Origin of the sequence: Roseovarius sp. EC-HK134, from assembly GCF_902498815.1 — a bacterium.
GTDB classification, from domain to species: domain Bacteria; phylum Pseudomonadota; class Alphaproteobacteria; order Rhodobacterales; family Rhodobacteraceae; genus Roseovarius; species Roseovarius mucosus_A.
Genome location: NZ_LR701544.1, coordinates 162,803 through 186,170, shown reverse-complemented (window position 1 = coordinate 186,170; position 23,368 = coordinate 162,803). Strand labels below are relative to the sequence as shown.

At 61.0% G+C, this 23,368-nt stretch carries 22 protein-coding genes; 11 read left to right on the top strand and 11 right to left on the bottom strand.

The window, feature by feature from the left end; genetic code table 11:
* Nucleotides 1-24 precede the first annotated feature (24 nt).
* From GC127_RS04930 to GC127_RS04905, 6 genes are all read left to right on the top strand, one after another.
* A complete protein-coding gene (locus tag GC127_RS04930) occupies nucleotides 25-3,132 on the top strand; it encodes an efflux RND transporter permease subunit (RefSeq protein WP_008279409.1) in 3,108 nt (1,035 codons plus the stop codon).
* Nucleotides 3,133-3,250: 118 nt separating this feature from the next.
* Entirely contained in the window at nucleotides 3,251-4,381 is a 1,131-nt protein-coding gene (locus tag GC127_RS04925; RefSeq protein ID WP_151976826.1) for an extracellular solute-binding protein, read from the top strand.
* 76 nt (nucleotides 4,382-4,457) lie between these two features.
* Nucleotides 4,458-5,534 (top strand): ABC transporter ATP-binding protein, encoded by a 1,077-nt coding sequence (locus tag GC127_RS04920; RefSeq protein WP_151979643.1) that lies wholly within the window; start codon nucleotides 4,458-4,460, stop codon nucleotides 5,532-5,534.
* On the top strand, nucleotides 5,527-6,555 hold the full coding sequence (locus tag GC127_RS04915) for an ABC transporter permease (protein ID WP_151976824.1): 1,029 nt from the start codon (nucleotides 5,527-5,529) through the stop codon (nucleotides 6,553-6,555). The genes GC127_RS04920 and GC127_RS04915 overlap by 8 nt, the downstream gene beginning before the upstream one ends.
* Nucleotides 6,552-7,358, top strand: coding sequence for an ABC transporter permease (locus GC127_RS04910; RefSeq protein ID WP_151976822.1), 807 nt, complete (start codon nucleotides 6,552-6,554; stop codon nucleotides 7,356-7,358). Before GC127_RS04915 ends, GC127_RS04910 begins: the two co-directional genes overlap by 4 nt.
* Nucleotides 7,355-8,278: a CehA/McbA family metallohydrolase gene (locus GC127_RS04905; RefSeq protein ID WP_151976820.1), complete on the top strand. Its 924-nt coding sequence runs from the start codon at nucleotides 7,355-7,357 to the stop codon at nucleotides 8,276-8,278. The genes GC127_RS04910 and GC127_RS04905 overlap by 4 nt, the downstream gene beginning before the upstream one ends.
* 7 nt (nucleotides 8,279-8,285) lie before the next feature.
* Here the strand turns inward: GC127_RS04905 and GC127_RS04900 are convergent, their stop codons facing one another.
* On the bottom strand, nucleotides 8,286-9,899 hold the full coding sequence (locus GC127_RS04900) for a GMC family oxidoreductase (protein ID WP_151976818.1): 1,614 nt from the start codon (nucleotides 9,897-9,899) through the stop codon (nucleotides 8,286-8,288).
* A gap of 114 nt (nucleotides 9,900-10,013) precedes the next feature.
* Here GC127_RS04900 and GC127_RS04895 point away from each other — a divergent pair, with 114 nt between their 5' ends.
* The 4 genes from GC127_RS04895 to GC127_RS04880 all read left to right on the top strand — a co-directional run bounded on the left by GC127_RS04895 (nucleotide 10,014) and on the right by GC127_RS04880 (nucleotide 14,158).
* Nucleotides 10,014-11,249, top strand: a complete 1,236-nt coding sequence (locus GC127_RS04895; RefSeq protein ID WP_037296743.1) for a TRAP transporter substrate-binding protein — start codon at nucleotides 10,014-10,016, stop codon at nucleotides 11,247-11,249.
* A 102-nt stretch (nucleotides 11,250-11,351) separates the two neighbouring features.
* A complete protein-coding gene (locus GC127_RS04890; RefSeq protein ID WP_008279401.1) occupies nucleotides 11,352-12,020 on the top strand; it encodes a TRAP transporter small permease in 669 nt (222 codons plus the stop codon).
* A gap of 1 nt (nucleotide 12,021) precedes the next feature.
* Entirely contained in the window at nucleotides 12,022-13,380 is a 1,359-nt protein-coding gene (locus GC127_RS04885) for a TRAP transporter large permease (protein ID WP_008279400.1), read from the top strand.
* Nucleotides 13,381-13,393: 13 nt separating this feature from the next.
* Nucleotides 13,394-14,158: an IclR family transcriptional regulator gene (locus GC127_RS04880; RefSeq protein WP_081507543.1), complete on the top strand. Its 765-nt coding sequence runs from the start codon at nucleotides 13,394-13,396 to the stop codon at nucleotides 14,156-14,158.
* 7 nt (nucleotides 14,159-14,165) lie between these two features.
* On the opposite strand, the gene hemF is transcribed toward GC127_RS04880, so the two are convergent.
* The 9 genes from hemF to GC127_RS04835 all read right to left on the bottom strand — a co-directional run bounded on the left by hemF (nucleotide 14,166) and on the right by GC127_RS04835 (nucleotide 20,408).
* A complete protein-coding gene (hemF, locus tag GC127_RS04875; protein ID WP_151976816.1) occupies nucleotides 14,166-15,056 on the bottom strand; it encodes an oxygen-dependent coproporphyrinogen oxidase in 891 nt (296 codons plus the stop codon).
* Nucleotides 15,057-15,084: 28 nt separating this feature from the next.
* Entirely contained in the window at nucleotides 15,085-15,885 is an 801-nt protein-coding gene (locus GC127_RS04870; protein WP_008279397.1) for an SDR family NAD(P)-dependent oxidoreductase, read from the bottom strand.
* 39 nt (nucleotides 15,886-15,924) lie between these two features.
* A complete protein-coding gene (locus tag GC127_RS04865; protein ID WP_199861195.1) occupies nucleotides 15,925-16,917 on the bottom strand; it encodes a class I SAM-dependent methyltransferase in 993 nt (330 codons plus the stop codon).
* Nucleotide 16,918: 1 nt separating this feature from the next.
* Nucleotides 16,919-17,236 carry an ATP-dependent Clp protease adapter ClpS gene (gene clpS, locus GC127_RS04860; protein WP_232279150.1) on the bottom strand — a complete coding sequence of 106 codons (318 nt, stop codon included), beginning with the start codon at nucleotides 17,234-17,236 and terminating at the stop codon, nucleotides 16,919-16,921.
* 124 nt (nucleotides 17,237-17,360) lie between these two features.
* On the bottom strand, nucleotides 17,361-18,035 hold the full coding sequence (locus GC127_RS04855; protein ID WP_151976814.1) for an SOS response-associated peptidase: 675 nt from the start codon (nucleotides 18,033-18,035) through the stop codon (nucleotides 17,361-17,363).
* Nucleotides 18,036-18,047: 12 nt separating this feature from the next.
* A complete protein-coding gene (gene nthA / locus GC127_RS04850; protein WP_151976812.1) occupies nucleotides 18,048-18,704 on the bottom strand; it encodes a nitrile hydratase subunit alpha in 657 nt (218 codons plus the stop codon).
* Complete coding sequence (locus GC127_RS04845; protein WP_151976810.1) at nucleotides 18,694-18,972, bottom strand: SH3-like domain-containing protein; 279 nt, start codon at nucleotides 18,970-18,972, stop codon at nucleotides 18,694-18,696. The genes nthA and GC127_RS04845 overlap by 11 nt, the downstream gene beginning before the upstream one ends.
* Nucleotides 18,965-19,303 carry an SH3-like domain-containing protein gene (locus tag GC127_RS04840; protein WP_254700000.1) on the bottom strand — a complete coding sequence of 113 codons (339 nt, stop codon included), beginning with the start codon at nucleotides 19,301-19,303 and terminating at the stop codon, nucleotides 18,965-18,967. The genes GC127_RS04845 and GC127_RS04840 overlap by 8 nt, the downstream gene beginning before the upstream one ends.
* 40 nt (nucleotides 19,304-19,343) lie before the next feature.
* Nucleotides 19,344-20,408: a flagellar motor switch protein FliG gene (locus GC127_RS04835; protein WP_151976808.1), complete on the bottom strand. Its 1,065-nt coding sequence runs from the start codon at nucleotides 20,406-20,408 to the stop codon at nucleotides 19,344-19,346.
* 125 nt (nucleotides 20,409-20,533) lie between these two features.
* Here GC127_RS04835 and rnr point away from each other — a divergent pair, with 125 nt between their 5' ends.
* Nucleotides 20,534-22,789, top strand: coding sequence for a ribonuclease R (gene rnr / locus GC127_RS04830; RefSeq protein ID WP_151976806.1), 2,256 nt, complete (start codon nucleotides 20,534-20,536; stop codon nucleotides 22,787-22,789).
* An 18-nt stretch (nucleotides 22,790-22,807) separates the two neighbouring features.
* Here the strand turns inward: rnr and GC127_RS04825 are convergent, their stop codons facing one another.
* A complete protein-coding gene (locus tag GC127_RS04825) occupies nucleotides 22,808-23,365 on the bottom strand; it encodes a membrane integrity-associated transporter subunit PqiC (RefSeq protein ID WP_151976804.1) in 558 nt (185 codons plus the stop codon).
* Between the last annotated feature and the right edge of the window lie 3 nt (nucleotides 23,366-23,368).

Below are 23,368 nucleotides of genomic sequence, written 5' to 3'. Positions count from 1 at the left end.
CCGACCGGGCAGAGGATATTCCGAATGGCCAGCTTTTTTATCGACCGCCCGGTGTTCGCATGGGTCATTTCGATCCTGATCATGGGGGTCGGGGTGCTGGCCATCCTGATCCTGCCTGTGGCGCAATATCCGCAAATCGCGCCGCCCTCTGTCACGGTCACCGCCAATTATCCCGGGGCCTCGGCCGATACTGTGGCCAATACGGTGACACAGGTGATCGAGCAGCAGATGACCGGGCTGGACGGCCTGCGCTATTTCTCGTCTCGCTCGACCTCGGCGGGCAGTGCCGAGGTGACGCTGACCTTTGAGACGGGCACAGATGCGGATATCGCGCAGGTGCAGGTTCAGAACAAACTAGGTCAGGCCACGCCACTCTTGCCCGAGATTGTGCAGCGTCAGGGGATCACGGTCGAGAAATCCTCGGCAGGCTTCCTGATGGTGGTTGGGATGATCTCGACCGATGGCACGCTCGATCAGGTGGACCTGTCGGATTACATGGTCACCAACCTTGTTGATGAACTAAGTCGGACCGAGGGGGTCGGATCGGTCAACGTTTTTGGTGCGCAATATGCGATGCGTATCTGGCTCGACCCGTCCAAGCTGGCGGGATTCGGCCTGACGCCATCAGACGTTGTGGCGGCGGTTTCGGCGCAGAACGCGCAGATTTCTGCTGGTGCCTTTGGCGCGCAACCGGCGGTCGAAGGCCAACAACTCAACGCCACGATCACCGCGCAATCGCTGCTCAGCACGCCTGAGGATTTCCGTCAGATCGTGCTGCGTGCCGAGACTGACGGCGGCCTCGTGCTGCTCGACGATGTGGCGCGGGTCGAGATTGGGGCGGAAAACTATGCCACGACGGCGCGGTTCAACACCGATCCTGCGGCAGGTATGGCGATCACTCTGGCTCCGGGGGCGAATGCCCTCGACACGGCGCGCGCGATCAAGGAGCGGATGGTCGAATTCGCCCGCTTCTTTCCCGAAGGTGTGGATTACGTGATCCCCTATGACACCACGCCCTTTGTCGAAATTTCGATCAAGGAAGTGGTCAAGACCCTGTTCGAGGCGATTGGTCTTGTGTTTCTCGTGATGTTCCTCTTCCTGCAAAACCTGCGCGCGACGCTTATCCCTACCCTCGCGGTGCCTGTTGTCTTGTTGGGCACCTTCGGGGTGCTGGCGGCGGCGGGGTTCTCGATCAACACGCTGACGATGCTGGCGATGGTGCTGGCGATCGGCCTTTTGGTTGATGACGCGATTGTCGTTGTTGAAAATGTCGAGCGTATCATGGAGGAAGAGGGCCTTGGCCCGCGTGAGGCTACGCATAAATCCATGGGCCAGATCACCGGAGCGCTGGTGGGCATTGCCATGGTGCTTTCGGCGGTGTTCGTGCCGATGGCGTTCTTTCCCGGATCGACCGGCGTGATCTATCAGCAATTCGCGATCACCATCGTGTCCGCCATGGCGCTGTCGGTGGTGGTTGCGATCACGCTCACGCCCGCGCTCTGCGCGTCCCTGCTCAAGGCCAAGAATGGCCATGGTGCGACGCGCGGACCGTTCGCGTGGTTCAACACCGGCTTTGGTAAGCTGACCAATGGCTATGGCGGCGCGGTGGGCTGGTCGGTGCGCCGCCCGGTGCGGGTGTTCGTCGTCTATTTGGCGTTGGCGTTGGGCATGGCGCTGATGTTCCTGCGCACGCCCACCGGGTTCCTGCCCGAAGAAGATCAGGGCATTCTCTTTACCCTCATCCAAACCCCTACCGGATCAAGCGCCGAGCGCACGCTGGAGGTGATCAAGCAGGTCGAGGATTATTATCTCGAACAAGAAACCGATGTTGTGAACTCGATGTTCGGCGTCGTCGGCTTCAGCTTTTCGGGGAATGGGCAGAACATGGGTCTGGCCTTTGTGCAGCTCAAGGATTGGGAAGAGCGGACCGAACCGGGACAGAGCGTGCAGGCCTTGGCGGGCCGTGCCTTTGGGGCCTTTAGCCAAATCCGCGATGCGATGGTGTTCCCGGTCGTGCCGCCCTCGGTGATCGAGCTGGGCAATGTGTCGGGCTTTGATTTCTACCTGCAAGCGCGGGCGGGGCAAAGCCATGCCGATCTGATGGCCGCGCGCAATCAGCTGCTGGGCATGGCGGCGCAAAGCGATCTTATCGCCTCGGCTCGGCCCAACGGGCTAGAGGATGCAGCGCAATACAATCTTGATATCGACTGGCGCAAGGCGGGGGCTATGGGGCTGACGCCGACGGATGTGGGGCAATTGCTCCAGATTGCTTGGGCGGGCAGCTATGTGAACGACTTCCTTGATCAGGGCCGGATCAAGCGGGTTTATGTTCAAGGAGAGGCCGACGCGCGCGCGCAACCCACCGATATTGACAAATGGCGGGTACGAAACGCCAGCGGCGGGCTGGTGCCGTTTTCCAATTTCGCCGAAGGGCGATGGGATTACGGCGCGCAGGGGCTTTATCGTTACAACGGCATCCCATCGGTGCAGTTGCAGGGCTCGCCCGCGCCCGGTGTGTCGACGGGCGAGGCGATGGCCGAGATGGAGCGTCTCGTGGCGGAACTGGGACAGGGCTATGAGCTGGCCTGGACCGGGCTGTCGCTGGAAGAGCGCGAGTCGGGCAATCAGGCACCGCTGCTCTACGCGCTTTCTTTGGCGGCGGTGTTCCTGTCATTGGCGGCCCTCTATGAAAGCTGGTCAATTCCCTTTGCGGTCATGTTGGCCATGCCCATCGGCATCGTGGGCGCGCTGACCGGCGCGTGGATTGGCGGGTTTGAGAATGGGGTATTCTTTCAGGTGGGGCTGCTGACGGTGGTGGGCCTGACGGGCAAGAATGCGATCCTGATCGTAGAGTTTGCCCGAGAACGCTATGAGGCAGGCGAGACCATTTTGGAGGCGGTGATCGAGGCGGCGCGTCAAAGGTTCCGACCGATCATCATGACTTCGATGGCGTTCTCTCTTGGCGTTCTGCCGCTTGTGCTGAGTTCTGGCGCAGGGTCCGGTGGGCGCAATGCCATTGGGTCCGGCGTGCTGAGCGGGACCATTTCGGGCACAGTGTTGGGCGTGGTTTTTGTGCCGCTCTTCTTTGTGATCGTGACGCGTCTCTTTGGCCGGGCCAAGTCGCGCGATTGACCTTGGGCAGTTCCCGGCAAGAGCCGGGGACTGTCACGTGATTGTTGCCTGAGCATTCTAAACGCCTGAGCAACTCGGCCAGTTTTGGGCCGGAGTTGATCAAACTCAGGAGATAAGAATGACCTACCCCCTTCAATCCCTGTCCCGTCGTGCCGTGCTGGCCACGGGTGCCGCCGCCCTGGCGACCCCGCTGATTGCGCGGCGCGCGCTTGCCTCGTCTGGCGAGGTGAATGTTTTTGCTTGGGGCGATTACTTCCAGAATGGCGAGATCCCCGAAGCCTTTACCAAGGCCACCGGCATCAAGGTGAATGTCTCGACCTATGGCTCGAACGAAGAAGCCGCGTCCAAGCTGCGCGCCGCTGGCGGCAAGGGCTTTGACATTCTCTTCCCCTCGGTTGACACCCGTCCCAATTATGACGAGGGCAACCTATTGTCTGAGATCGACGAGAGCCGCCTCAAGGTGGATCGGATCGAGCCCGCGCTGTGGCGTTCGTCGCTGGAACTGGGGGCTGCGCATCGCGGCAAGCGCTATCTGGTGCCGTTCGATTGGGGCACTGAGGGCATGACGTGGGATTCGAGCGCTGTCGATGTCGCGCCTGCCGATCTGTCCTATGCCCATCTCTGGACTGATGGTCTGGATGGCAAGGTTGCCATGCGCCAGAAATCAGTGCTGATCACCCTTGCGATCTATCTCGACTCGATTGGCGAAGTGCCGTCGAACCGGGCCATGGATCTCTACAAGACCGAAGAAGACACGCGCCGTATCTTTGATGCCTGCGTGGCCTTTGCCGCCAAGAACAAGGCCAATATCGGCGCTTATTGGAATAACGCCACCGAGGCCACCGGTGCCTTTACCGATGCGGGCTGCACCATCGGCCAGACATGGGATACAACCGGCATCAAGCTGCACATGGATGTGGACCCCAAGTGGCGCTATGCCGCCCCAAAAGAGGGCGCTCTGGCGTGGATGGATACCGCTGCGATCCCCGCGGGTGCCGAGAATGTCGATCAGGCCTATGAGTTCCTCAACTTTCTGATGAGCCCGGAAATCGGCGGCATGTTTGCCAATGCGACCGGCTATAATTCAGCGGCTGTCGGCGCATCGGCGCATCTGAGCGAGGCCAACAAGACGGCGTTTGCCTTTGCCTATCAGAACGGTGCGATCGAGAACCTGTGGTGGTGGCCGATGTTCACGCCGTGGTTCTCGGCGGTGCGCGAAGAGTATTCCGAGAAACTGACCAACGCCTGAGCTGACAGTGTGGCGCGGGGAGAGTTCCCCGCGCCCGTTTCATGGAACGACCCCAATGACAGTTTCCGCTCGCGGTATGGAAATCACCCTCTGCTCAGCCGCCGTGCGATTTGGCGACTTTCAGGCCGTGCACCCCACGGACCTGACCATTCGCGCGGGCGAGTTTTTCTCGATCCTTGGCCCCTCGGGCTGTGGCAAAACCACGATTCTGCGCCTTGTCTCGGGGTTTTTGGACCCTTCAGAGGGCAGCATACTGATCGGTGGCCGGTCGATGGCGGGCATTGCGCCCTCGGACCGTCCAACTGCGCTGATCTTTCAGAATCTTGCGCTCTTTCCCCTGATGCCAGTGTGGGAGAATGTCGCCTTTGGCCTAGAGATGCGCGGCTGGAGCAAGGCCAAACGCCGCACGCGGGCGCTTGAACTGCTCACGATGGTCGCCCTTGGCGAACAGGCCGACAAGCTGCCTTCGGAATTGTCGGGGGGGCAACGTCAGCGGGTGGCGATTGCCCGTGCTCTGGCCGTTGAACCGGCGGTTCTGCTGTTGGACGAACCGCTCTCGGCGTTGGATCTCAAGCTGCGGCAGCACATGCGCGCCGAACTCAAGCAGTTACAGCGCGAGACTGGCATCACCTTTGTCTATATCACCCATGATCAGGGCGAGGCGCTGACCATGTCTGACCGGGTGGCCGTCATGAACGCCGGACGGCTGGTGCAATTGGGCACGGCGGACGACCTTTATGACCGCCCCACTGATGCCTTTGTTGCAACCTTTGTCGGCGAAACCAACCGTTTGACTGGGCGCATCGAGGTGGTAGACGGGCAAAGCGCCCGCATCGCCACACCCGAGGGGGCCTTTGTCGCGCTCAATCCGGCGGGTTTGGGTGTTGGCGCACAAGCGTTTCTCTTTTTGCGGCCCGAGCGGTTGCATGTGCTGACCGAAGGCGAGACCTGCGCCAACATGCTGGCCGGTGGCCTCATACGTCGCGATATGGAGGGGGCATTCTCGACGCTTGTGATTGACACCGGCCAAAGCCATTTGACCGTGCACCGCGTGAATGGAGGGGGCATCCCCCTTGCGGAGGGCCCGTTGCGCCTTGGGTTTTCGCAAGAGGCTGGGGTGATCCTGCCCTTGGGCGAAACCGCCCATGACTGAGTTGCGCCGCGCCTTTGGGGCACCCTTGTCGGCACTGATCGTGTTTCTGGTGGGGGTCTGGATTTTGGGCCTGATTGCCGCGCCACAGATCATCATGATCGAGCAGTCGTTCTGGACCATGCAGCGCCCCGACGGCGCCGCCGAACTTTCGGCCAAAATCGACGGACTCTACAATCGTCTCGATGTTCTCGCGCTGGACCATCAGTCCGCCGCAGACGCCACAGCCCGCGCCGCTATCGACACCGAGCGCGACACGGTTCGGGCCGAGATTGCCACGCTCGAAGCCCGGGAAACCACGCCTGTCAAAACCTGGACGCTGTCCAATTACGGGCAGATGGGGCAGGCGCATCTTGCAATCTTTGCCAAGACGATCCTTGCCTCGCTTGCGGTGACGGCCATCGCCTTTGTTGTCTGCTATCCCATCGCTTTTGCCATCGCCAAGCTAGAGCCGCCGCGCCGGGCCGCGATGATTATGATGGCGCTGATCGTGCCCTATGCCCTCAACGAACTGCTGCGGGTCTTTGCCTGGCAGATGATCCTGAACTACGGTGGGCCGATCAATGCGGCCCTCGGGCTGGTGGGGATTGGCCCGGTGCCCTTTCTAGAAAGTGGGTCTGGCGTCTTTATAGCCATGGTCTATGCCTATATCCTGTTCATGGTTTTTCCGCTCTACAACGTGCTGGAAACGCTCGATACCCATCAGATTGAGGCGGCGCGGGATCTGGGTGCCGGAACCCTTCAAATCCACCGCCGCGTGGTGCTGCCGCATGCCCGCCCCGGGATTGCAGTAGGCTGTATCATGACATTCATGCTGTCGGCGGGGTCTTATGCGGTGCCCTATATCATGACGCGCGGCACCGCTGATCCGTGGTTCACACAACTGGTCTACAACCGCTTTTTTCAGGCGACCAACTGGAACGTGGGGGCCGCCTATGCGCTTAGCCTGCTGGTCGTCTGCACCGGGTTCATTTTCCTGATGATGCGGCTGCTCAAGGTTCGGCTCAAGGATATTGCGAAATGAGAGGGCAGGGCAGCGGTGTTATCCTCCGCCTCTATATGGGCCTGTTCTTTGTCTATATGTTCCTGCCGCTCGGGATCATGGTCGCAGCGGGATTTAATGCCTATTCGCCGCCGTCTGTCACGGTCTGGCAGGGATTTACGCTAGGCTGGTTTGGCGAACTTTGGGCGGATGCGCGAATGTGGTCGGGCCTGCGCAACTCGCTGATCATTGCGGGGGCCGTGATCGCGCTCGCTCTACCGATGGGGCTGGCGGGGGCCCTTTTGCTGGGGCGGTTGGGCACCCGGGCGGCTGGGGTGCTCTATACGTTGATGGTATCGCCGCTTTTGACGCCTGGACTCATCTTGGGCATCTCAACCGTAATTTTCTGGCGCAATTTTGAGGTGGCGGGGGGGCTGTTCACTGCGATTCTTGCGCAGACCACCTTTGTTTCCTCTTACGCGATGCTGATGTTCATGGCGCGGTTGCAGCGACAGGATGCAGCGCTGGAAGAGGCGGCGCGTGACCTTGGTGCCACGCCTTTGCAGGCGTTTCGCCGGATCACCCTGCCGTTCCTGCGCCCCACCATCGCCACGGCGGCTGTCATCTCCTTCTTGCAGAGCTTTGAGAATTACAACACCACCATGTTTGCCATCGGCGGTCAGCATACGCTGGTAACAGAAATCGGCTCCCGTATGCGTTTTGGTCTTTCGCCGGTGGTCAATGTCATCGGAATTCTCTTTATCCTTGCAACGATCACCTGCGCGGTGATCTGGGCCATCCTCAAAGAGCGCGAGCGCCGCGCCGCAAACGGAGCATCGGCATGATCGACACATTCTCGGCCCCCGGACGGTTCTGGCGCGGAAATCTGCACACCCATTCAACCCGCTCAGATGGGGTATTGCCCCCTGAGGAAGTCTGCCGTCGCTATGCCGCCGAGGGCTATGATTTCATGGCGCTGACCGATCATTTTGTCGGGCGCTACGGCTATCCGATCACCGATACCCGCGCCTATCGCAGCAATCGCTTTACCACCCTGCTTGGGGCCGAGTTGCATTCTGGCGCTTTGGTCAATGGAGAGGTGTGGCATATTCTGGCCGTGGGTCTGCCGGACGATTTCGCCCCCTCCCATTCCCCCGAGTTCAAACCGGTTGCCAATCAGGAAACCGGACCCGAGATTGCGGCGCGGGCCGTCGCCGCCGGGGCCTTTGTCGCCGTGGCACATCCACAATGGTCAGGGCTGACACTCGCCGATGCGCGCAGTCTTACGGCGGCGCATGCGGTCGAGATTTACAACCATGGATGCCATATGGGCTGTGACCGGGGAGACGGCTTTGGGATTGCCGACCTCTTGCTGAGCGAGGGGCGGCGTCTGAGCTTGATTGCCACAGATGACGCGCATTTCTCGGAACCGGATCATTTCGGTGGCTGGGTCATGGTCAAGGCAGAGGAAAACAGCCCCGAGGCTCTGCTTGCCGCACTCAAGACGGGGCTGTTTTATTCCAGCCAAGGTCCTGAAATTCGCGCGCTGCATCTGGAAGACGGGGCGGTCGAGGTTGAATGCTCTGCTGCGTCTGCGGTGATCGTGCTGGGCCACGGATCAGCCGGGGTGGCGGTGCATGGCCATTCCATGACCCGCGCGCGCGTTACCCTTGACCCCCGCTGCGTCGCCTCACCGTGGCTGCGGGTCACTGTGGTGGACGCGGCAGGCAAACGCGCGTGGTTCAACCCGATCTGGAAGGGCTGAGTTGGACTCAGCCCGCCGCGAGATCCGCAAGGATCATGTCCGAGGCTTTCTCGCCGATCATGATCGCGGGGGCGTTGGTGTTGCCTGACACGATCTCGGGCATGATCGAACAATCCGCCACGCGCAGTCCGTCGATGCCATGCACCCGGAGCCGGGCATCGACGACGGTATCTGGCCCCTGTCCCATCTTGCAGGTGCCTGTCGGGTGATAGATCGTTGTCGAATAGCGCCGCGCCCAGTCGAGCGTGCCTTCGTAATCGTCCAGATCCAGCGTGCGGTCTGGGCGAAATTCTTCTGAGATCTTGGAGGTCAGCGGCGCGCAGCGCGCAATGCGACGGGCAATCCTTATTCCTTCGACGATGGTCCTGCAGTCGGTCTCGGTCGAGAGGTAATTTGGAATGATCTTGGGATACTTCCGCGGATCTGATGAGGCGAGGCGGATTTCCCCGCGGCTTTCGGGCCGCAATTGACAGACCGACATGGTAAAGGCCGAAAAGCGATGCACCCCTTCGCCGGGGCTGTCGGCGGACCATGGCTGGACGTGAAACTGAATGTCTGGTGTCTCGACATGGTCGCCCGTACGCATAAAGCCCGTGGCAAGACTTGCGGCCATGGCCATGGGGCCCGAGCGAAAAAGAGCATACTTCAGGGCGATCCGCGCCTGATTGGACAGGCTGCGCACCTCGTCATTCAACGTCGCTTCATGGCACTTGAACACCAGACGCGCTTGCAGATGGTCCTGCATGTTGCGGCCCACGGCGCGCAGATTCTGGCGCACCTCGATGCCGTGATCCTGCAAATGCGCCGCCTCTCCGATGCCCGAGAGCATCAAGAGTTGCGGCGAACCAATCGCGCCTGAGGATAGGATGACCTCGCGTCCGGCCTTGACCACCTGATCCAACCCCGCCCGGTCACGGTAGGCCACGCCAACAGCACGTCGCCCCTCCAGCATGATACGGCTGGCTTGCGCATGGGTGATGATGGTCAGGTTCGGTCTTTTGCGCGCCGGGTTGAGGAATGCCACGGCAGCAGAACACCGCCTGCCATTGCGCGTTGTCAGTTGGAAATATCCCACGCCTTCTTGGGTGGCCCCATTGTAATCGGGGTTGAACGGATAGCCCGCCTCTTGTGCCGCCGCGACCCAGGCATCGCAGATGGGCCTTTGCAGGCGCATGTTCGACACCCAAAGCGTGCCCTGATCGCCGTGATACTCATCGGCACCGCGTTCCTGTCGCTCGGAGCGCTTGAAGAGCGGCAGCACATCGTCCCATCCCCAGCCGGGATTGCCCATTTGCGCCCAACGGTCGTAATCCTGCGGCTGTCCGCGCACATAAAGCAAACCGTTGAGCGAGGATGAGCCCCCTAAAACTTTGCCACGTGGCCAGTCTAGTGCGCGGCCATTGAGCCCCGGATCTGGCTCCGTGCGATAGCACCAGTCCACCGCCGGGTTATGCATCGTTTTGAAATACCCAACCGGAATGTGAATCCACGGGTTCCAATCGCGCCCACCCGCCTCAAGCAGAATAACCGTGTTCCGAGGATCCGCAGAGAGGCGATTCGCCAGAACACATCCGGCAGAACCCGCGCCGACGATCACGTAGTCCGCTGAAATCTCCGACATTCCGGGCCTCCTTGCTCAATCTTGGCGCAAGGAAAAAATCTCCTTGCCAGATCAAGGATAATTCGATCATTATTGAGACTGCAAGTATCAAAATTGCAAAATAGGGAGGAGACCATGAAAGTATCGAAAGCCCTGAGCGGAATTTCCCGCAGGGACCTGTTCCGTCTGTCAGGTCAGTTTGGCCTATCATCCGTTGTGTTGGGGGCCGGGGCGCTGACGGGGGCGGTCTCGCTTTCGTCGGTGGCGCGGGCCGCCGAGAGCACCTATGAAAAACGCTTTGGCAAAGAGCCGAAGCATACGCTGAAACTGGGGGCTTCGGGGTTTAACGCGCGCAACCTGTTGATCGAGCGCGCCGGCGTTCTGGAATTCGCCCGCGATCTGGAAGAACGCACTGACGGCGAAATCCGCGTAGAGTTCATCGGCGACAACCAGATTTGTGGCCAGCTCAACTGCGTGGAAAAAACCCAGACCGGCGTGGTGGATATGTATGCCGCCTCGACGCAGAACTCGGCCGGGGGCGCGCCCTATCTCAACGTGCTCGACTATGCCTATATGTTCCCGAGCCGCGCCGCGCAGTATCATTTCCTCTATAGCCCCGCTTCGCAAAAGATTTTGCGTGAACCACTAGAAAGTCGGCATGGGCTGAAGTTCCTGTTCTCGCATTGCGAATTGCGCGGCCTCCAGATGGGTCAGTCCTTTGCTGACAAACCCACCGTCACCAAGCTGGAAGAGCTGTTTGGCACCAAGAACCGCGTGACTGGCACACAGTTGGGCCGTATCGCCATGCAGTTGCTCAACCTCAACCCGGTGCCGGTGGCCTGGGAAGAAACACTGGACGGACTCAAGCAGGGCCTCATTGACGGCGCGGAAACCTGGGCCTCTGCTGTGGCCTATGCCAACATGGCCCCCGTTGTCAGCCAATCGGTTGACCTGCGGTTCTTCTGCGGCACGGAACATACCTCCATGTCGGTCAAGGTGTTTGACGCGATGGAGCCGCATTTGCAGGATGCCATCATGGAATCCGCCTATCTGGCGCAGGTTCATGTGCAGGCGGCCAATGAGGCGGCGCTGGTCAAGACCGTTGGCTTCTCTGACCCGCAACTGCCCGGCACCATCTTTGCTCAGAACAATGTGCGCCCGGCGTTTCTGGCGGACGATCAGATCAAGATGGCCGAAGAAATGTGCTCGCCCGAGTTCAATCCAGAGCCATGGGCGCAGTGGCGTGAGCGTCTCAATGGCTGGGCTGGTGGCATCGACACCTATCAAGAAATCTACAACGTGGCCCGCGAGATTCCTGTGGATACCTTGCCCGAGAATGTCGAGCCGCGCCGCTGGTGGCGATCAGCCTGACGCGATAGGCTCTGATCGGGTCGCGCCATCCGCGCGGCCCGTTACCCCAAGCCGCCGAGACGTGCGGCGAATACATACGGCAACCCAAAGGGAGGAACGGGCATGACCGGCTGGTTTCAGGGCACAGGCGATATCATGAGTGCCCTCATGGCAGGCGATTCCTGGATGTTGAGTCAGGCGATGAACGAACCGGCGGCTTGGCCGCTTGGGCTGGCCGCGATGCTGGCGCTGGCCTTGTTGATTCTGGTGTTCTATCGCTTCAGCCCTTGGTCAGAGCGTAATCTGGAAAAGACGATCATGGTCGTGTCTTATTTGGCCATTGGCGGGATCATCTTTGTCGAGGTGTTTCGCCGTTTCGTCTTGTCACAACAGGTCCCATGGTCGACCACCCTGCCGCCCTTTCTTTTTCTGATCATGACGTATTTCGGGTGCAGCTATAACGTCAAGTTGCGCACGCATCTGGCCTTTGCCGAATTCCGCAACGCGATGTCGCGCACGGGACAAATGGCCTGCCTCATGCTGGATGCATTGCTCTGGACCGGGTTTTCCTGGGTCGTGGTCGTTACCTCGACCAAGGTGGCGATCAATTCGGCAGCGAATTTCCAAATCATGCTGGGCACCGACAATGTCATGCAATGGTGGTTCCTTTTGTCCGTGCCTCTGGCCTTTACCACGCTGGTGGCGCGGGTGATCGAGAATGTCCTGACCGATATTGCCAATTTCCGTAGTGGTGAGACCTTGATCACCCAAGCTGTGATCGGAGGCGACTGATATGAGCGACCCAACCCTCATCACCGCCATTTCCATTGGGGTGACGTTCCTTTTCATGCTGGGTGTGCCGGTGTTTCTGGTCATCGGTTACTGGGTGATCGGTGTGTCATTTGTCCTTGGTATGCCGCTCCAGAATATTGGGGGCGCATTGGGCGATGTGTTCACGGACGGCTTTGCGCTTTTGGCGATGCCGCTGTTCATCTTGACGGGAGACTTGATCAACCGCTCAGGCATTGCGCGGCGCTTGAGTGATTTTGCCTATGCCTGCCTAGGGTGGATACGCGGCGGATTGGCTATGGCGGCGCTTGGCGCTTGTGGGCTCTTTGCCGCAATCTCGGGCTCTAACTCGGCCACTACCGCGACCATCGGCTCGATGCTGCATCCCGAGATGATCAAGGGCGGGTATGATGCGCGCTTTTCGGCGGCGACGGCGGCGGCGGGGGGGACTGTCGGCATCATCATCCCACCGTCGATCATTTTCATCGTTTACGGCTTTCTGCTCAACCTGCCGATTTCGGAACTGTTCGTTGCGGGGATCATTCCCGGCGCGCTGATGGTTTTGGCGATGATGTTCGCCGCCTTTCTGATCTGCTGGCGTAATGGCTGGGGGTTCCTCATTCCCCTCAGCCCCCTGCGCGTTTTCAAAACTGCCATTGGCGCATGGCTTGGGTTCTTTGCCATCGGCCTTGTTCTTTGGGGCATCTACACCGGCAAATTCTCTCCGACAGAGGCGGCGGGCGTGACCGTGGGCTTTTGCGTGATCGTGGGCTTTATCAGCCTGCCGCTTTACAAGCTGATGGGCGGTGCCAAAGGGCGTGACGTGAGCGAAAAGAAAATCTCGGAGATGCTGGTCGTCGAAGGATTCAGCCCGCTGGAATTGCCTTCTATCACCATGCGCTCGGCGCAAATCACCGGTATTCTTGCCCCTCTCATCGCGGTTTCAGTCGTGATGCAACAGATCCTGTCGGTTCTGGGGGCACAGGAAGTCATTGGTAATTTCGTGACCTCGATGGGCGGGTATTATGCGGTGCTCTTTACCGCGATGGCGATTGTGTTTGTCTGTGGCATGGTGCTGGAAAGCCTGCCTGTGACGATCATTCTGGCCCCTATTCTGGCCCCTATCGCCCATTCCGTCGGGGTTGAGCCGGTGCAGTTTGCGGTGATCTTCCTTGTGGGGGCCTCTATCGGCTTTGTCACGCCGCCCTATGGGCTGAACCTCTATGTCGCCTCTGGGGTGACGGGCGTTCCCTATTTCAAGCTCTTGCGCTACATCGTGCCTTATCTTGTGGCGCTGTTGTCGGTTTGGGTGCTTGTGGCTCTGGTGCCTTCCCTATCCACAGCGCTGCTTCCGCAACGGTGAGAAAGGTCAGGACATGGATGGTGACGACGCAGGGACCATTCCCACCAATCTGAGGCTCCTGCTTGTGCTCGAGGAGATCGCGCGCGTGGGCGTGCCCGTCACGCCCACCGAGATCAACGCAGCGCTTGGCCTGCCCAAGCCGACGATCCACCGCCTTTTCGCTACACTCGAAGAGGAAGGGTTTCTGCAACGCGACATGGATGGGAGGACCTATTCCCCGGGCCCGCGCCTGCGCAGCATGGCCGGGGGTATCCTGTCGTCGCTGCGCATCCGTACAGCGCGGCAGGCAATCCTTAAGCGGTTGAGCGGCGAAATAGGCGAGACCTGCAACATCGCCTTACCGGACCGCGATGCCATGATCTATCTAGAGCGTGTTGAGACGCAATGGCCGCTCCGGATACAATTGCCGATCGGCACGCGTGTGCCGTTTTATTGCACGGCCAGTGGCAAGATGTATCTGAGCACTTTGGCGCGCAGCCACCTGGTGCGCTATCTCTCTGCGACAGATATTGTTGCCCGCACCGCCAACACCCTGACCGACCCCGATGCCCTTTTGGCCGAGATCCAGCGTGTGCGCGAGCAAGGCTACTCGCTCGACCGCGAAGAGTTCATGGAGGATATGATCGCTCTGGCTGTGCCGATCCTTGATGTCAACGACCGGCTGATGGCAACACTGGCCTTTCACGCGCCGACGCAGCGGTTCAGCATCGAGCGGGCGATGGAGTATCTAGAACCGATGCGACACGCGGCGGCGGATTTGTCAAAGCTCGTCGCCTAGGACGCGCTTAGGTCCATTTAGCCAGCGGTGGCAGGCTCATAAGCACCGCGTTGGCGTCATGGCCTGTGGCCAGTCCGAATTTCGTGCCTCGGTCATAGACGAGGTTGTATTCGGCATAGAGGCCACGATGCACAAGCTGCGTGTCCTTGTCCGCATCCGACCAAGGCTGCACCCGGCGTTTTTCCACCAAAGGAACATAAGCAGGCAGAAAGGCGCGGCCAATATCCTGTGTCAGCGCAAAATCGGCCTCCCAATCGCCAGTGTTGCGGTCATCCATGAAAATACCGCCCACGCCGCGCGCCCGATTGCGGTGTGGCACAAAGAAATACTCATCCGCCCAAGCCTTGAGTTTCGGATAGAGGTCCGTGCCATGCGGATCTAGATGCGCCTGTTGCTGGCCATGGAAATGGGCCGTGTCCTCGGGATACTCGATACAGGGATTAAGATCCGATCCGCCACCGAACCACCACGCATGCGGGGTCCAGAACATGCGGGTGTTCATATGGACCGCCGGGCAATGCGGGTTCTGCATATGCGCCACAAGGCTGATCCCAGAGGCCCAGAACCGTGGATCGCTGTCCATGCCGGGCACACCGCGCGCCGCCATGGCGCGCTGTGCGGCCTCTCCCAAGGTGCCATAGACCTCTGACACATTGACGCCGACCTTTTCAAAGACCCGCCCGCCACGCATCACGCTCATCAGCCCGCCCCCGGCGTCCGATCCGTCGTCACTATGGCGGCTGGTGTCGCTTACCTCAAACCGCGCGGGCGCGGCGTCTGACAGAGGCCCGGTGGCGTGGTTGTCCTCCAACCCCTCAAACGCGGTAACGATATCGTCGCGCAACTGGCGAAACCATGCGGCGGCACGTGATTTTTGCTGGGTAAAGTCGTCGGTCATGCGTCTGGTCCTCGGGCGATGTTGCCTATTAGTGCGCCGGGGCTGCGCAGGGGTCAAGCAGGGTCCGCCCTCCGTCCACCGTCATGATCTGTCCGGTCATAAAGGCTGATCCATCACAGGCCAGATAATGCACCGCTTCTGCCAGTTCCGCCGCCGAGGCAATCCGCCCAAGGGGCGTGTGGCATTCGATATCGGCGCGGTAATCGCTGTGTTCCCGTAGCGTTTCCTTGAGCGACGCGCTCATGACCGAGCCAAAGGCAAGGGCGTTGACCCGGATACGGTGCGGTGCCAAGGCAAGTGCCAGGCTGCGTGTCATCTGATCCAGTGCCGCCGAGGCCACCGAATAGGCCAAGAGATCCGGATGGGTGCAGCGCGCGGCAATCGAGGACAGGTTGACGATGGTGCCCGCGCTGCCTTCGGTCTGGCCTTCGGATTGCTTGATCATCCGGCGCGCGACCTGTTGGCTCATGCGCAGCGCGGTCAAAAGGTTCTGCTCCAATAGCATCTCAACCGCGTCATCATCGGGGTTGAGCGCATCTGAAGGCACGATCTGGCGGCAGGCATTGACGAGGATATCCACCTGTTCAAAGGCGTCGATCGTGGCCGACAGCAGATTGGCCTGCGTCAGTTTTTGCCGCAGGTCGCCCGCGAAATAGCGGATGTTGCTGCTGTCGTCATTCTCGCCCAATTCCTTGATCAGGCGCGCTTCATCCATGTCGGCAAAGACAACATTGGCGCCCTTGTCCGCGAAATGACGCCCGATGGCGAGGCCGATACCATTGGCACCTCCGGTGATAATGGCGGTTTTTCCGGTGATCGAGAAGGACATATCGGACCTTTCAAGCTGGGTCTGGCGCGCATGGGGGCACTAGCGGCTCTGGCGCACAGGACGGCTGGCGTGGAGGATCTTGAAGCGGGTGTCGCCAGCTACCTCACTGACCGAGGTAAAGGACTGTGCCAGCGTGGTCTCATAGGGCAGATGCCGGTTGGCCACCATCCAGAGGCTACCCGAGGGTTTGAGCATGCCCGCCGCCGCGCGAATAAAGGCGCGGCCCAGATCGGGATCGGCACTGCGGCTCTCGTGAAAGGGTGGGTTCATGATGACGCTATCGGCACGCGCGTCGGGCTTCCAGACGGTCGCATCGGCCCAATGAAATTGCGCGCGGGCGTCTGTGACATTCTGGCGTGCACAGGCGAGGGCCGCATGATCGGCCTCAACCAGATCAAGACGGGCAATGCCGGCGCGTTCCAGAGCGCGCGCGCTTAGATAGCCCCATCCCGCACCCAGATCGACCACATGCGTGCCAAGCGCTTGTGGCAGGCTATCCGCCAAAAGGCGCGATGCCGGATCAACCGCATCGGCGGAAAAGACCCCCGGTGCCGTGACATATCCACCCGCAATCGGCTGCGCTGTGGTTGCGGCCCAATCGGCAAATTCAGGGCCTGCGGCAAAGCTAAAGATCTTGCCATGTGCCTTGGACAGCGGCGCGCTGACCGCGACGCGGCGGCGGCAGTCGCGCAGCACCGATTCGATACCATCGGTCTTGAGGCCATCGACGATGATCAGGCCATCGGTGACGGTGGCGGCCTCTGCCAATGCGGCGCGGGCCCGTGCTTTGGCGCGGGGCAGACAGAGGATTGCAGCCCCATACCGCCCCTCGGGGGCTATGGCACAGTCATATCCCAAACCGGCAAAGTAATCATAATCGGGCTTGAGTGGCGTGATCACCTGCACGCGGTCCATGGGCAAGGCCGAGAGATCAGCCCCGACGCGCGGGGTGAATACGGCAATGCGTCCAGCCTCGGGCAGGGTCGCAACCCCGTCGGCGAGGGCAAGTGTCAGGCGGGTGGCGATGGCCAAGTTATTCTTTTTCCATGGTGCATTGCAGCGGATGTTGGTGACGGCGGGCAAAATCCATCACCTGCGCCACCTTGGTTTCGGCGATTTCGTGGCTGAAGACACCCACGACCGCCAGCCCCTTTTTGTGCACGGTCAACATGATTTCAAAGGCCTGCGCGTGCGACATGCCGAAAAACCGTTCAAGCACGGCCACCACGAATTCCATCGGCGTGTAATCGTCATTCAGCAGCAGAACCTTGTAGAGCGGCGGGCGCTTGGTCTTGGGCCGTGTGGCAACGACCACCGCAGGATCGCCCGCGTCCTCCTTGGGCCCGGTCATTGTAATCGGATGCTGGATCATTTCAGTCGCACTATCGGATTATTGCCATGTGACAGGGTCTGTTTCATGACGTCTATATATCGTTTGACCGGGGTTAGAAAAGGGTCCCCGTGAAAGAAGGGGTTCAAGCCGTCGTGTGTGGGATCGGCACGATCAGGTCTGCCCCCTGCGCGCGGTTGGAATTGACCGTTGGGGCGACGCGCCACATCTCTAGTGTGTCCTCGGGCGCAGGGCGCATCAGCCGCGCCGCGCCATGCCCCGCCTCGCCCAGCCAGAGCGGCCAATCCTGCGGTTCAAGGATCACCGGCATCCGGTGATGCACTTGCGCCATGCTGTCATTCGCGGCGCAGGTGACAATCGCGCAGGTGTCGATCCGGGTATTGCCGTGCTCCCAGATTTGCCAGACCCCGGCCATGATAAGCGGCGCAGCATCGCGCCTTTGGATAAACCACGGCAGGCGTGTGTTGCCATCCCGCGTCCATTCGTAAAAGCCTGCGACGGGAATGAGACATCGGCGCGCGCGTGCCGCCTCGCGAAAGGCGGGTTTGTCGGCGATGGTCTCGGCGCGGGCGTTGATCAGCAGCGGGCCAGCGGTGGGGCTGTCATACCAATTCGGCAAGAACCCCCATCGCAAGGCCGAAAGCCGCCGCGTGCCGCTCTCGCCCAGACGAACAGTCGCGATCCGGGCTGTGGGACAGACATTGTAATCGGGTGGCTCGGGTAGGTCGTTGTCCGGGGCCGCGCCAAAGAGTTGCGCCATCGCGTCATTGGGCAGGGTGATGACAAAGCGTCCGCACATGCCAGCCGCCTCTCAGGGCTGACGGGGCAGGCCCGTACCAATCATCGAATCGCGCGTGACCAAGCGGGCCAATTGCGCCTCGTCCATCGCGTCGGTCCCCTCTGGACGGGCGGGCAGCACGATATAGCGCATATCGGCGGTGCTGTCGTGGACGCGGACGGTGACATCCTCGGGCAGATCCAGACCGAATTCACGCAGAACCGCGCGCGGTTCGCGCACCGCACGGCTGCGATATTCCCGCGTCTTGTACCAATCGGGCGGCAAGCCCAACAGGTTGCGCGGGTAGCACGAACAAAGCGTGCAGACGATGAGATTATGGGTCTGGACGGTGTTTTCAACCGCGATCAGGTGGAGCGGGCCGATGTTGAACCCCATCTCGCGGCTGGCTGCAGAGGCATTGGCCAAAAGCCGCGCCTTGAAATCGGGATCGACCCAGGCGCGCGCCACGACGGCCGCGCCGTTGGCGGGGCTGCGGGCATCCATCGCCTCAATCTGCGCAGCAATCTCGGCCGGGGTGAGCAGGCCTTTTTCCACGAGCAATTCGCGCACTGCGATTTCCATGCGCTGCCAATAGGTCAGTGGGCCGTCGTTGTCGGCGCGGTAGGGATGGCCAGAGGGGCTCATCCCCTCATGGTGGAAATGGTCGTGATCGTGGTGGTCATGGGGCATGGCTATCCACCTGTTCCAGCCAATGCGCGTAGAGTTCGGCATCGAGCGTGTCATCGGGGTTCTCGGCGGCCTCGCCCCAGATGTCGCGCATGGCAAAACGGACGCGAAAGAGCGGCTTTTCCTCGGCTGTCAGGCCATAGGCCAGTTGCTCGGGGTTGCGAAAGGCCCCCAAGGATCGCTCGATCACGCCCTGCTTGCCGCGCAGATACCACGGGGCGCGCACATGACCCGGCGGCGTCAGCGCCTTGACCCGCACCCGCTCAGCCATCTTGCGCCTCGGCATAGGTAGGACCGCGCGCGGCGACAGCATCCATCCGGGCCGCCAATTCCTCAAGCGAATAGGCACCGGCCTCGAGCAGGTTCTGGTTCACGGCAGCGATCCAGCGTTCGTAATAGGAATACGTCTCAAACGCGTCTTCGCCCATATCCTCAAGAGCGCGACGCAGCCCGTCAACGCTAAACAGGCCCTTTTCCCCACAGAGCACCATCAGCGCATCGATGCGCTTTTCCCAAAGGGCAAAATCATGACCGTCCATCGGCACAGGCCCGGCAGCCTGTCCGCCCATGTCGTGCCAGCGGCGTCCATCCCAATCACTCATGGAATCAAGCCTAGGAGGGCTGGCGCGGCTTGTCCAGTGGTCACGCGCTCTGGTCTTCTTCGGGGGTCACATAGGCGATCTCGCTCGCCGCTTCGAGGGTGCGCACGGCGTTGACCACAGCGGTCATCGCCTCTTCGGCATCGCGCAGGCGTACGCGGCCGCGCTCTTGTATTTCCTCACGCATGGCCTCTGCCATGCGTTTGCCCATATTGCTGAGGATGAACTCGGCCACCGGCGCCAGATCGCCCGAGGCTGCCCCCGCAAGCGCCGTGACAAGAACCGCCTGATCCACTTCCCGCGTGATGCGCGGAATATCCGTGGGCTTCACCCGCTCAGGAATATGCACAAAGGTAAAGATCGCGCGCCGCACAAGGTTTGCGAAGTCTTGATCGGCTTCGTCCAATCCTGTCAGCACGTCATCGCGCGTCGCGGCGGGCGAGAAGTTGAGGATTGCGCCCACACGTTCGACCGCCCCTTGGGCAAAGGCGGTTTCGGGGATGTCGTGCAATTCCGCGGCAAGTGCCAGACCGATCCTGTCAACGGCCTCGGGGCTGACCGCGCCGGTCTGCGATACCGCATAGGTGATCCGCCGCGCCAATTCTCCGGGGAGTTTGCCCAAGAGGTCCGCCGCGCGCGCTACGTCGAGCTTGGACAAGAGCACGGCCGCAATCTCTGTGCTTTCCCGTTCGACAATGGGGATGAGCGCGGCAAGATCGGCGTGTTTCACCTGCTCCCAAGGGTCGCCCTGTTGGCGCACGCCCGCCTCCTTGCGCAGGCGCGCAGCGGTTTGCGGGCTGATCCGGCCATCGAGCGCGCTAAGCGCCCCAGCCACGCCGCGCGGAAAGGTCAGCCCCATCCCCTCCAACTCCTGCGCGAATTCCGCGACCACATCCGCAAGCGTTCCTCGGTCGACATAGCGCATCGACCCCATCTGTGTGGTGAGGCGCGCTTGCAACACGTCCGGCAGGTCCGTCAGCGCGATTTCAGCCCCTTCGTTGATCAGAAACCTGACGATGATCGCCGCCTTTTGCACGCGGGTCAGATGAGCGGCCACCCCGCCATGGGCGACGGTGCTCAGTCGGGCCAAAGGGGTGGTTGTTTTCATCGTGGGCCTCTCTGCGGGTCTCGTCTGACCTTAGGGGCCAAAGGGTGAAGAATTCTCTAAACCCTGCCCGGTATTTCGGTGGTTTCCCGGATGACGCCGCTCGCGCTTCGTGCTAGGGCCGAGACATGAGCCAGATGCCCAGCAAGGTCGAAATCCTGCAATGGATTTCGGACAACCCGACCCTCACCGCGAAACGCGATATCGCCAAGGCCTTTGGCATCAAGGGGGCTGCGCGGATCGACCTCAAGCGCCTGCTCAAGGAGCTCGAGGACGAAGGCCATCTGGAAAAGCGCAAGAAATCCTATCGTGACCCTGACCGGCTGCCACCCGTAAGCGTGTTGCAGATCACGGGGCAGGCCTCTGACGGAGAACTGCTTGCGCGGCCCTTGGAATGGACGGGTGAGGGGATAGAGCCTGTCGTGCTTCTTATTCCGCGCGCCTCTGACCCCGCGATGGGGGTAGGCGACCGCATTCTGGCGCGTCTGCAAGAGGTCAAGGGCGAAAGCCATCACTATGAGGCGCGGTTGATTCGCCGTATCGGCACCAACCCGCGAAAAGTGCTGGGAATTTTCCGCAAAGGGGCAGAGGGCGGGCGCATCCTGCCTATCGACAAGGGCGACGGCAAGGAATGGCACGTGGCTGCGGATGCCACAGGCGGCGCCCAGGATGGCGAGCTTGTCGAGGCGGAACAGGCGGGTCCTGCGGGCCGCATGGGCCTGCTGCGCGCGCGGGTTCTGGACCGGTTGGGCGATCCATCGGCACCCAAGGCGGTGTCGCTTATCGCTATCCATCAGCACGGAATCCCCGACAGCTTTCCCGATGCCGTGATTGCAGAGGCGGATGCGATGAAACCTGCGGGCCTCAAGGGCCGTGAGGATATGCGTGATATGCCGCTGATCACGATTGATCCTTGGGATGCGCGCGACCATGACGATGCGGTCTGGGCCCATGCCGATGATGATCCCAAGAACGAAGGGGGGCATGTGATCTGGGTGGCGATTGCCGATGTGGCGCATTACGTGCGCCCCGGCACGGCGCTTGACCACGAGGCGCGCAAGCGCGGCAATTCAAGCTATTTCCCTGATCGCGTTGTGCCGATGCTACCCGACCGCCTATCTGGTGATTTGTGTTCGCTGCATGAGGGTGTGCCACGCGCCTGTATCGCGGTGCGGATGCAGATCACCGCGACCGGTGAAAAGATCGGGCATCGGTTTGTGCGCGGTCTTATGCGCTCTGCTGCGTCGCTGACGTATCAACAGGTTCAGTCGGCGCAGGATGGTGCGCCGGATGACAAATGCGCGCCCCTGATGGACGAGGTGATTACACCGCTCTATGCCGCCTATGCCGCATTAGAGGAGGCGCGGCGTCGCCGTCAGCCGCTCGACCTCGACCTGCCCGAGCGCAAGGTGGTCCTGAGTGACGCGGGCAAGGTTTTATCGGTGAATTTCACCGAGCGACTGGAGGCCCATAAGCTGATCGAGGAATGCATGGTGTTGGCCAATGTGGCCGCCGCCGAAACGCTGGTGGCGCGCAAATCGGCGCTTTTGTTCCGGGTGCATGAGGAACCAAGCCCCGAAAAACTTGATGCCCTGCGCGAGGTAGCGGCGACGGCGGGGATGGTGCTCGCTAAGGGTCAGGTGCTGAAAACCGCACATCTTAACGCGCTGCTGCATGCAGCGCGCGATACGGATCATTCCGAGGTGATCAACATGTCCACCCTGCGCGCGATGACACAGGCCTATTATGCGCCGCAAAACTTCGGACATTTCGGCCTTGCACTTCAGGCCTATGCGCATTTCACCTCGCCCATTCGGCGCTATTCCGATCTTGTGGTCCATCGGGCGCTGATTTCGGCGCATGGCTGGGGCAAAGATGGTCTGAGCCATGAGGAAGAAGCGCAGCTTGAGGCGACGGCGCAGCATATTTCCGACACCGAGCGCCGCTCGATGATGGCCGAGCGTGACACCAATGATCGCTATCTGGCGGCGTTTCTGTCGGAGCGATTGGGTGAGGAATTCACCGGGCGTATCAGCGGCGTCGTCAAATTCGGCGTGTTCGTGAAACTGGATGAAACCGGGGCGGATGGGTTGATCCCGGTGCGCTCATTGGGCCGGGAATATTTCCACTTCGACCGCGAAGCAAGCACGCTGATGGGGTCCGATACCGGGCTTACGATTGGCTTGGGGCAGCGCGTGACGGTCAAGCTGGCCGAGGCCGCGCCCGTGACAGGTGGCATTGCGCTTGAACTGGTTAGCCTTGATGGCGAGACCCTGCCCAAAGGCCCGCGCGCCACACGCGGCAAGCCGCCAAAACGCAAGCTGGGCAGCGCCAAGCGCAAGGCGACGGTCGAGAGGCGCAAGGCCGAGCGCAAGCGTCGGTAGGTAAAAGATCGGACGCCCTCAGCGCAGCCCGTCGCGTGCAATCGTAACCGCCAAATCCCGCACGGCCTGACCGCGTGCTGCGGCGATGGCGGTAATGCCTGCCTCGTCCGGTACGGGCACGCTCAGGTCAAAAAGCCGTGCGCGCGCGCGGCCATTCTCAGATGACACGAAATACTGCCCGGCAAGCCGGAATACGCCATCCGCTTGCGCTAGCATCTCTTCGACCCGCACCTCGACCTGCGCCTCGGGAAAGCCACCAAAGGGCCAAGGCTCTGCCGCCACCCGCGCGCCGGTGATTTGGGCCAGATGACGGCTGAGTTCCAACGTGATGGCGCGGCCCGGATCATCGGCCCAAAAGAGGCCGGGTTGAGTGCTCAGAACGCCTGTTGCATCCGAGAAATAGATTTCCTCACCCGCGGCATATCCCGGCAAGGACACCTCGCGCAGCGCGACTGAGCCAAAGGCGATCCGCTGCTTGGTCTCAATCGGCGCGCGTGGCACGGTCAGTCGCTGTTCGGGAACAGAGGTGCAGGCGGTGAGGGCGGCCAGCAAAAGCAGGGCGGAAAATCTCTTCATTCT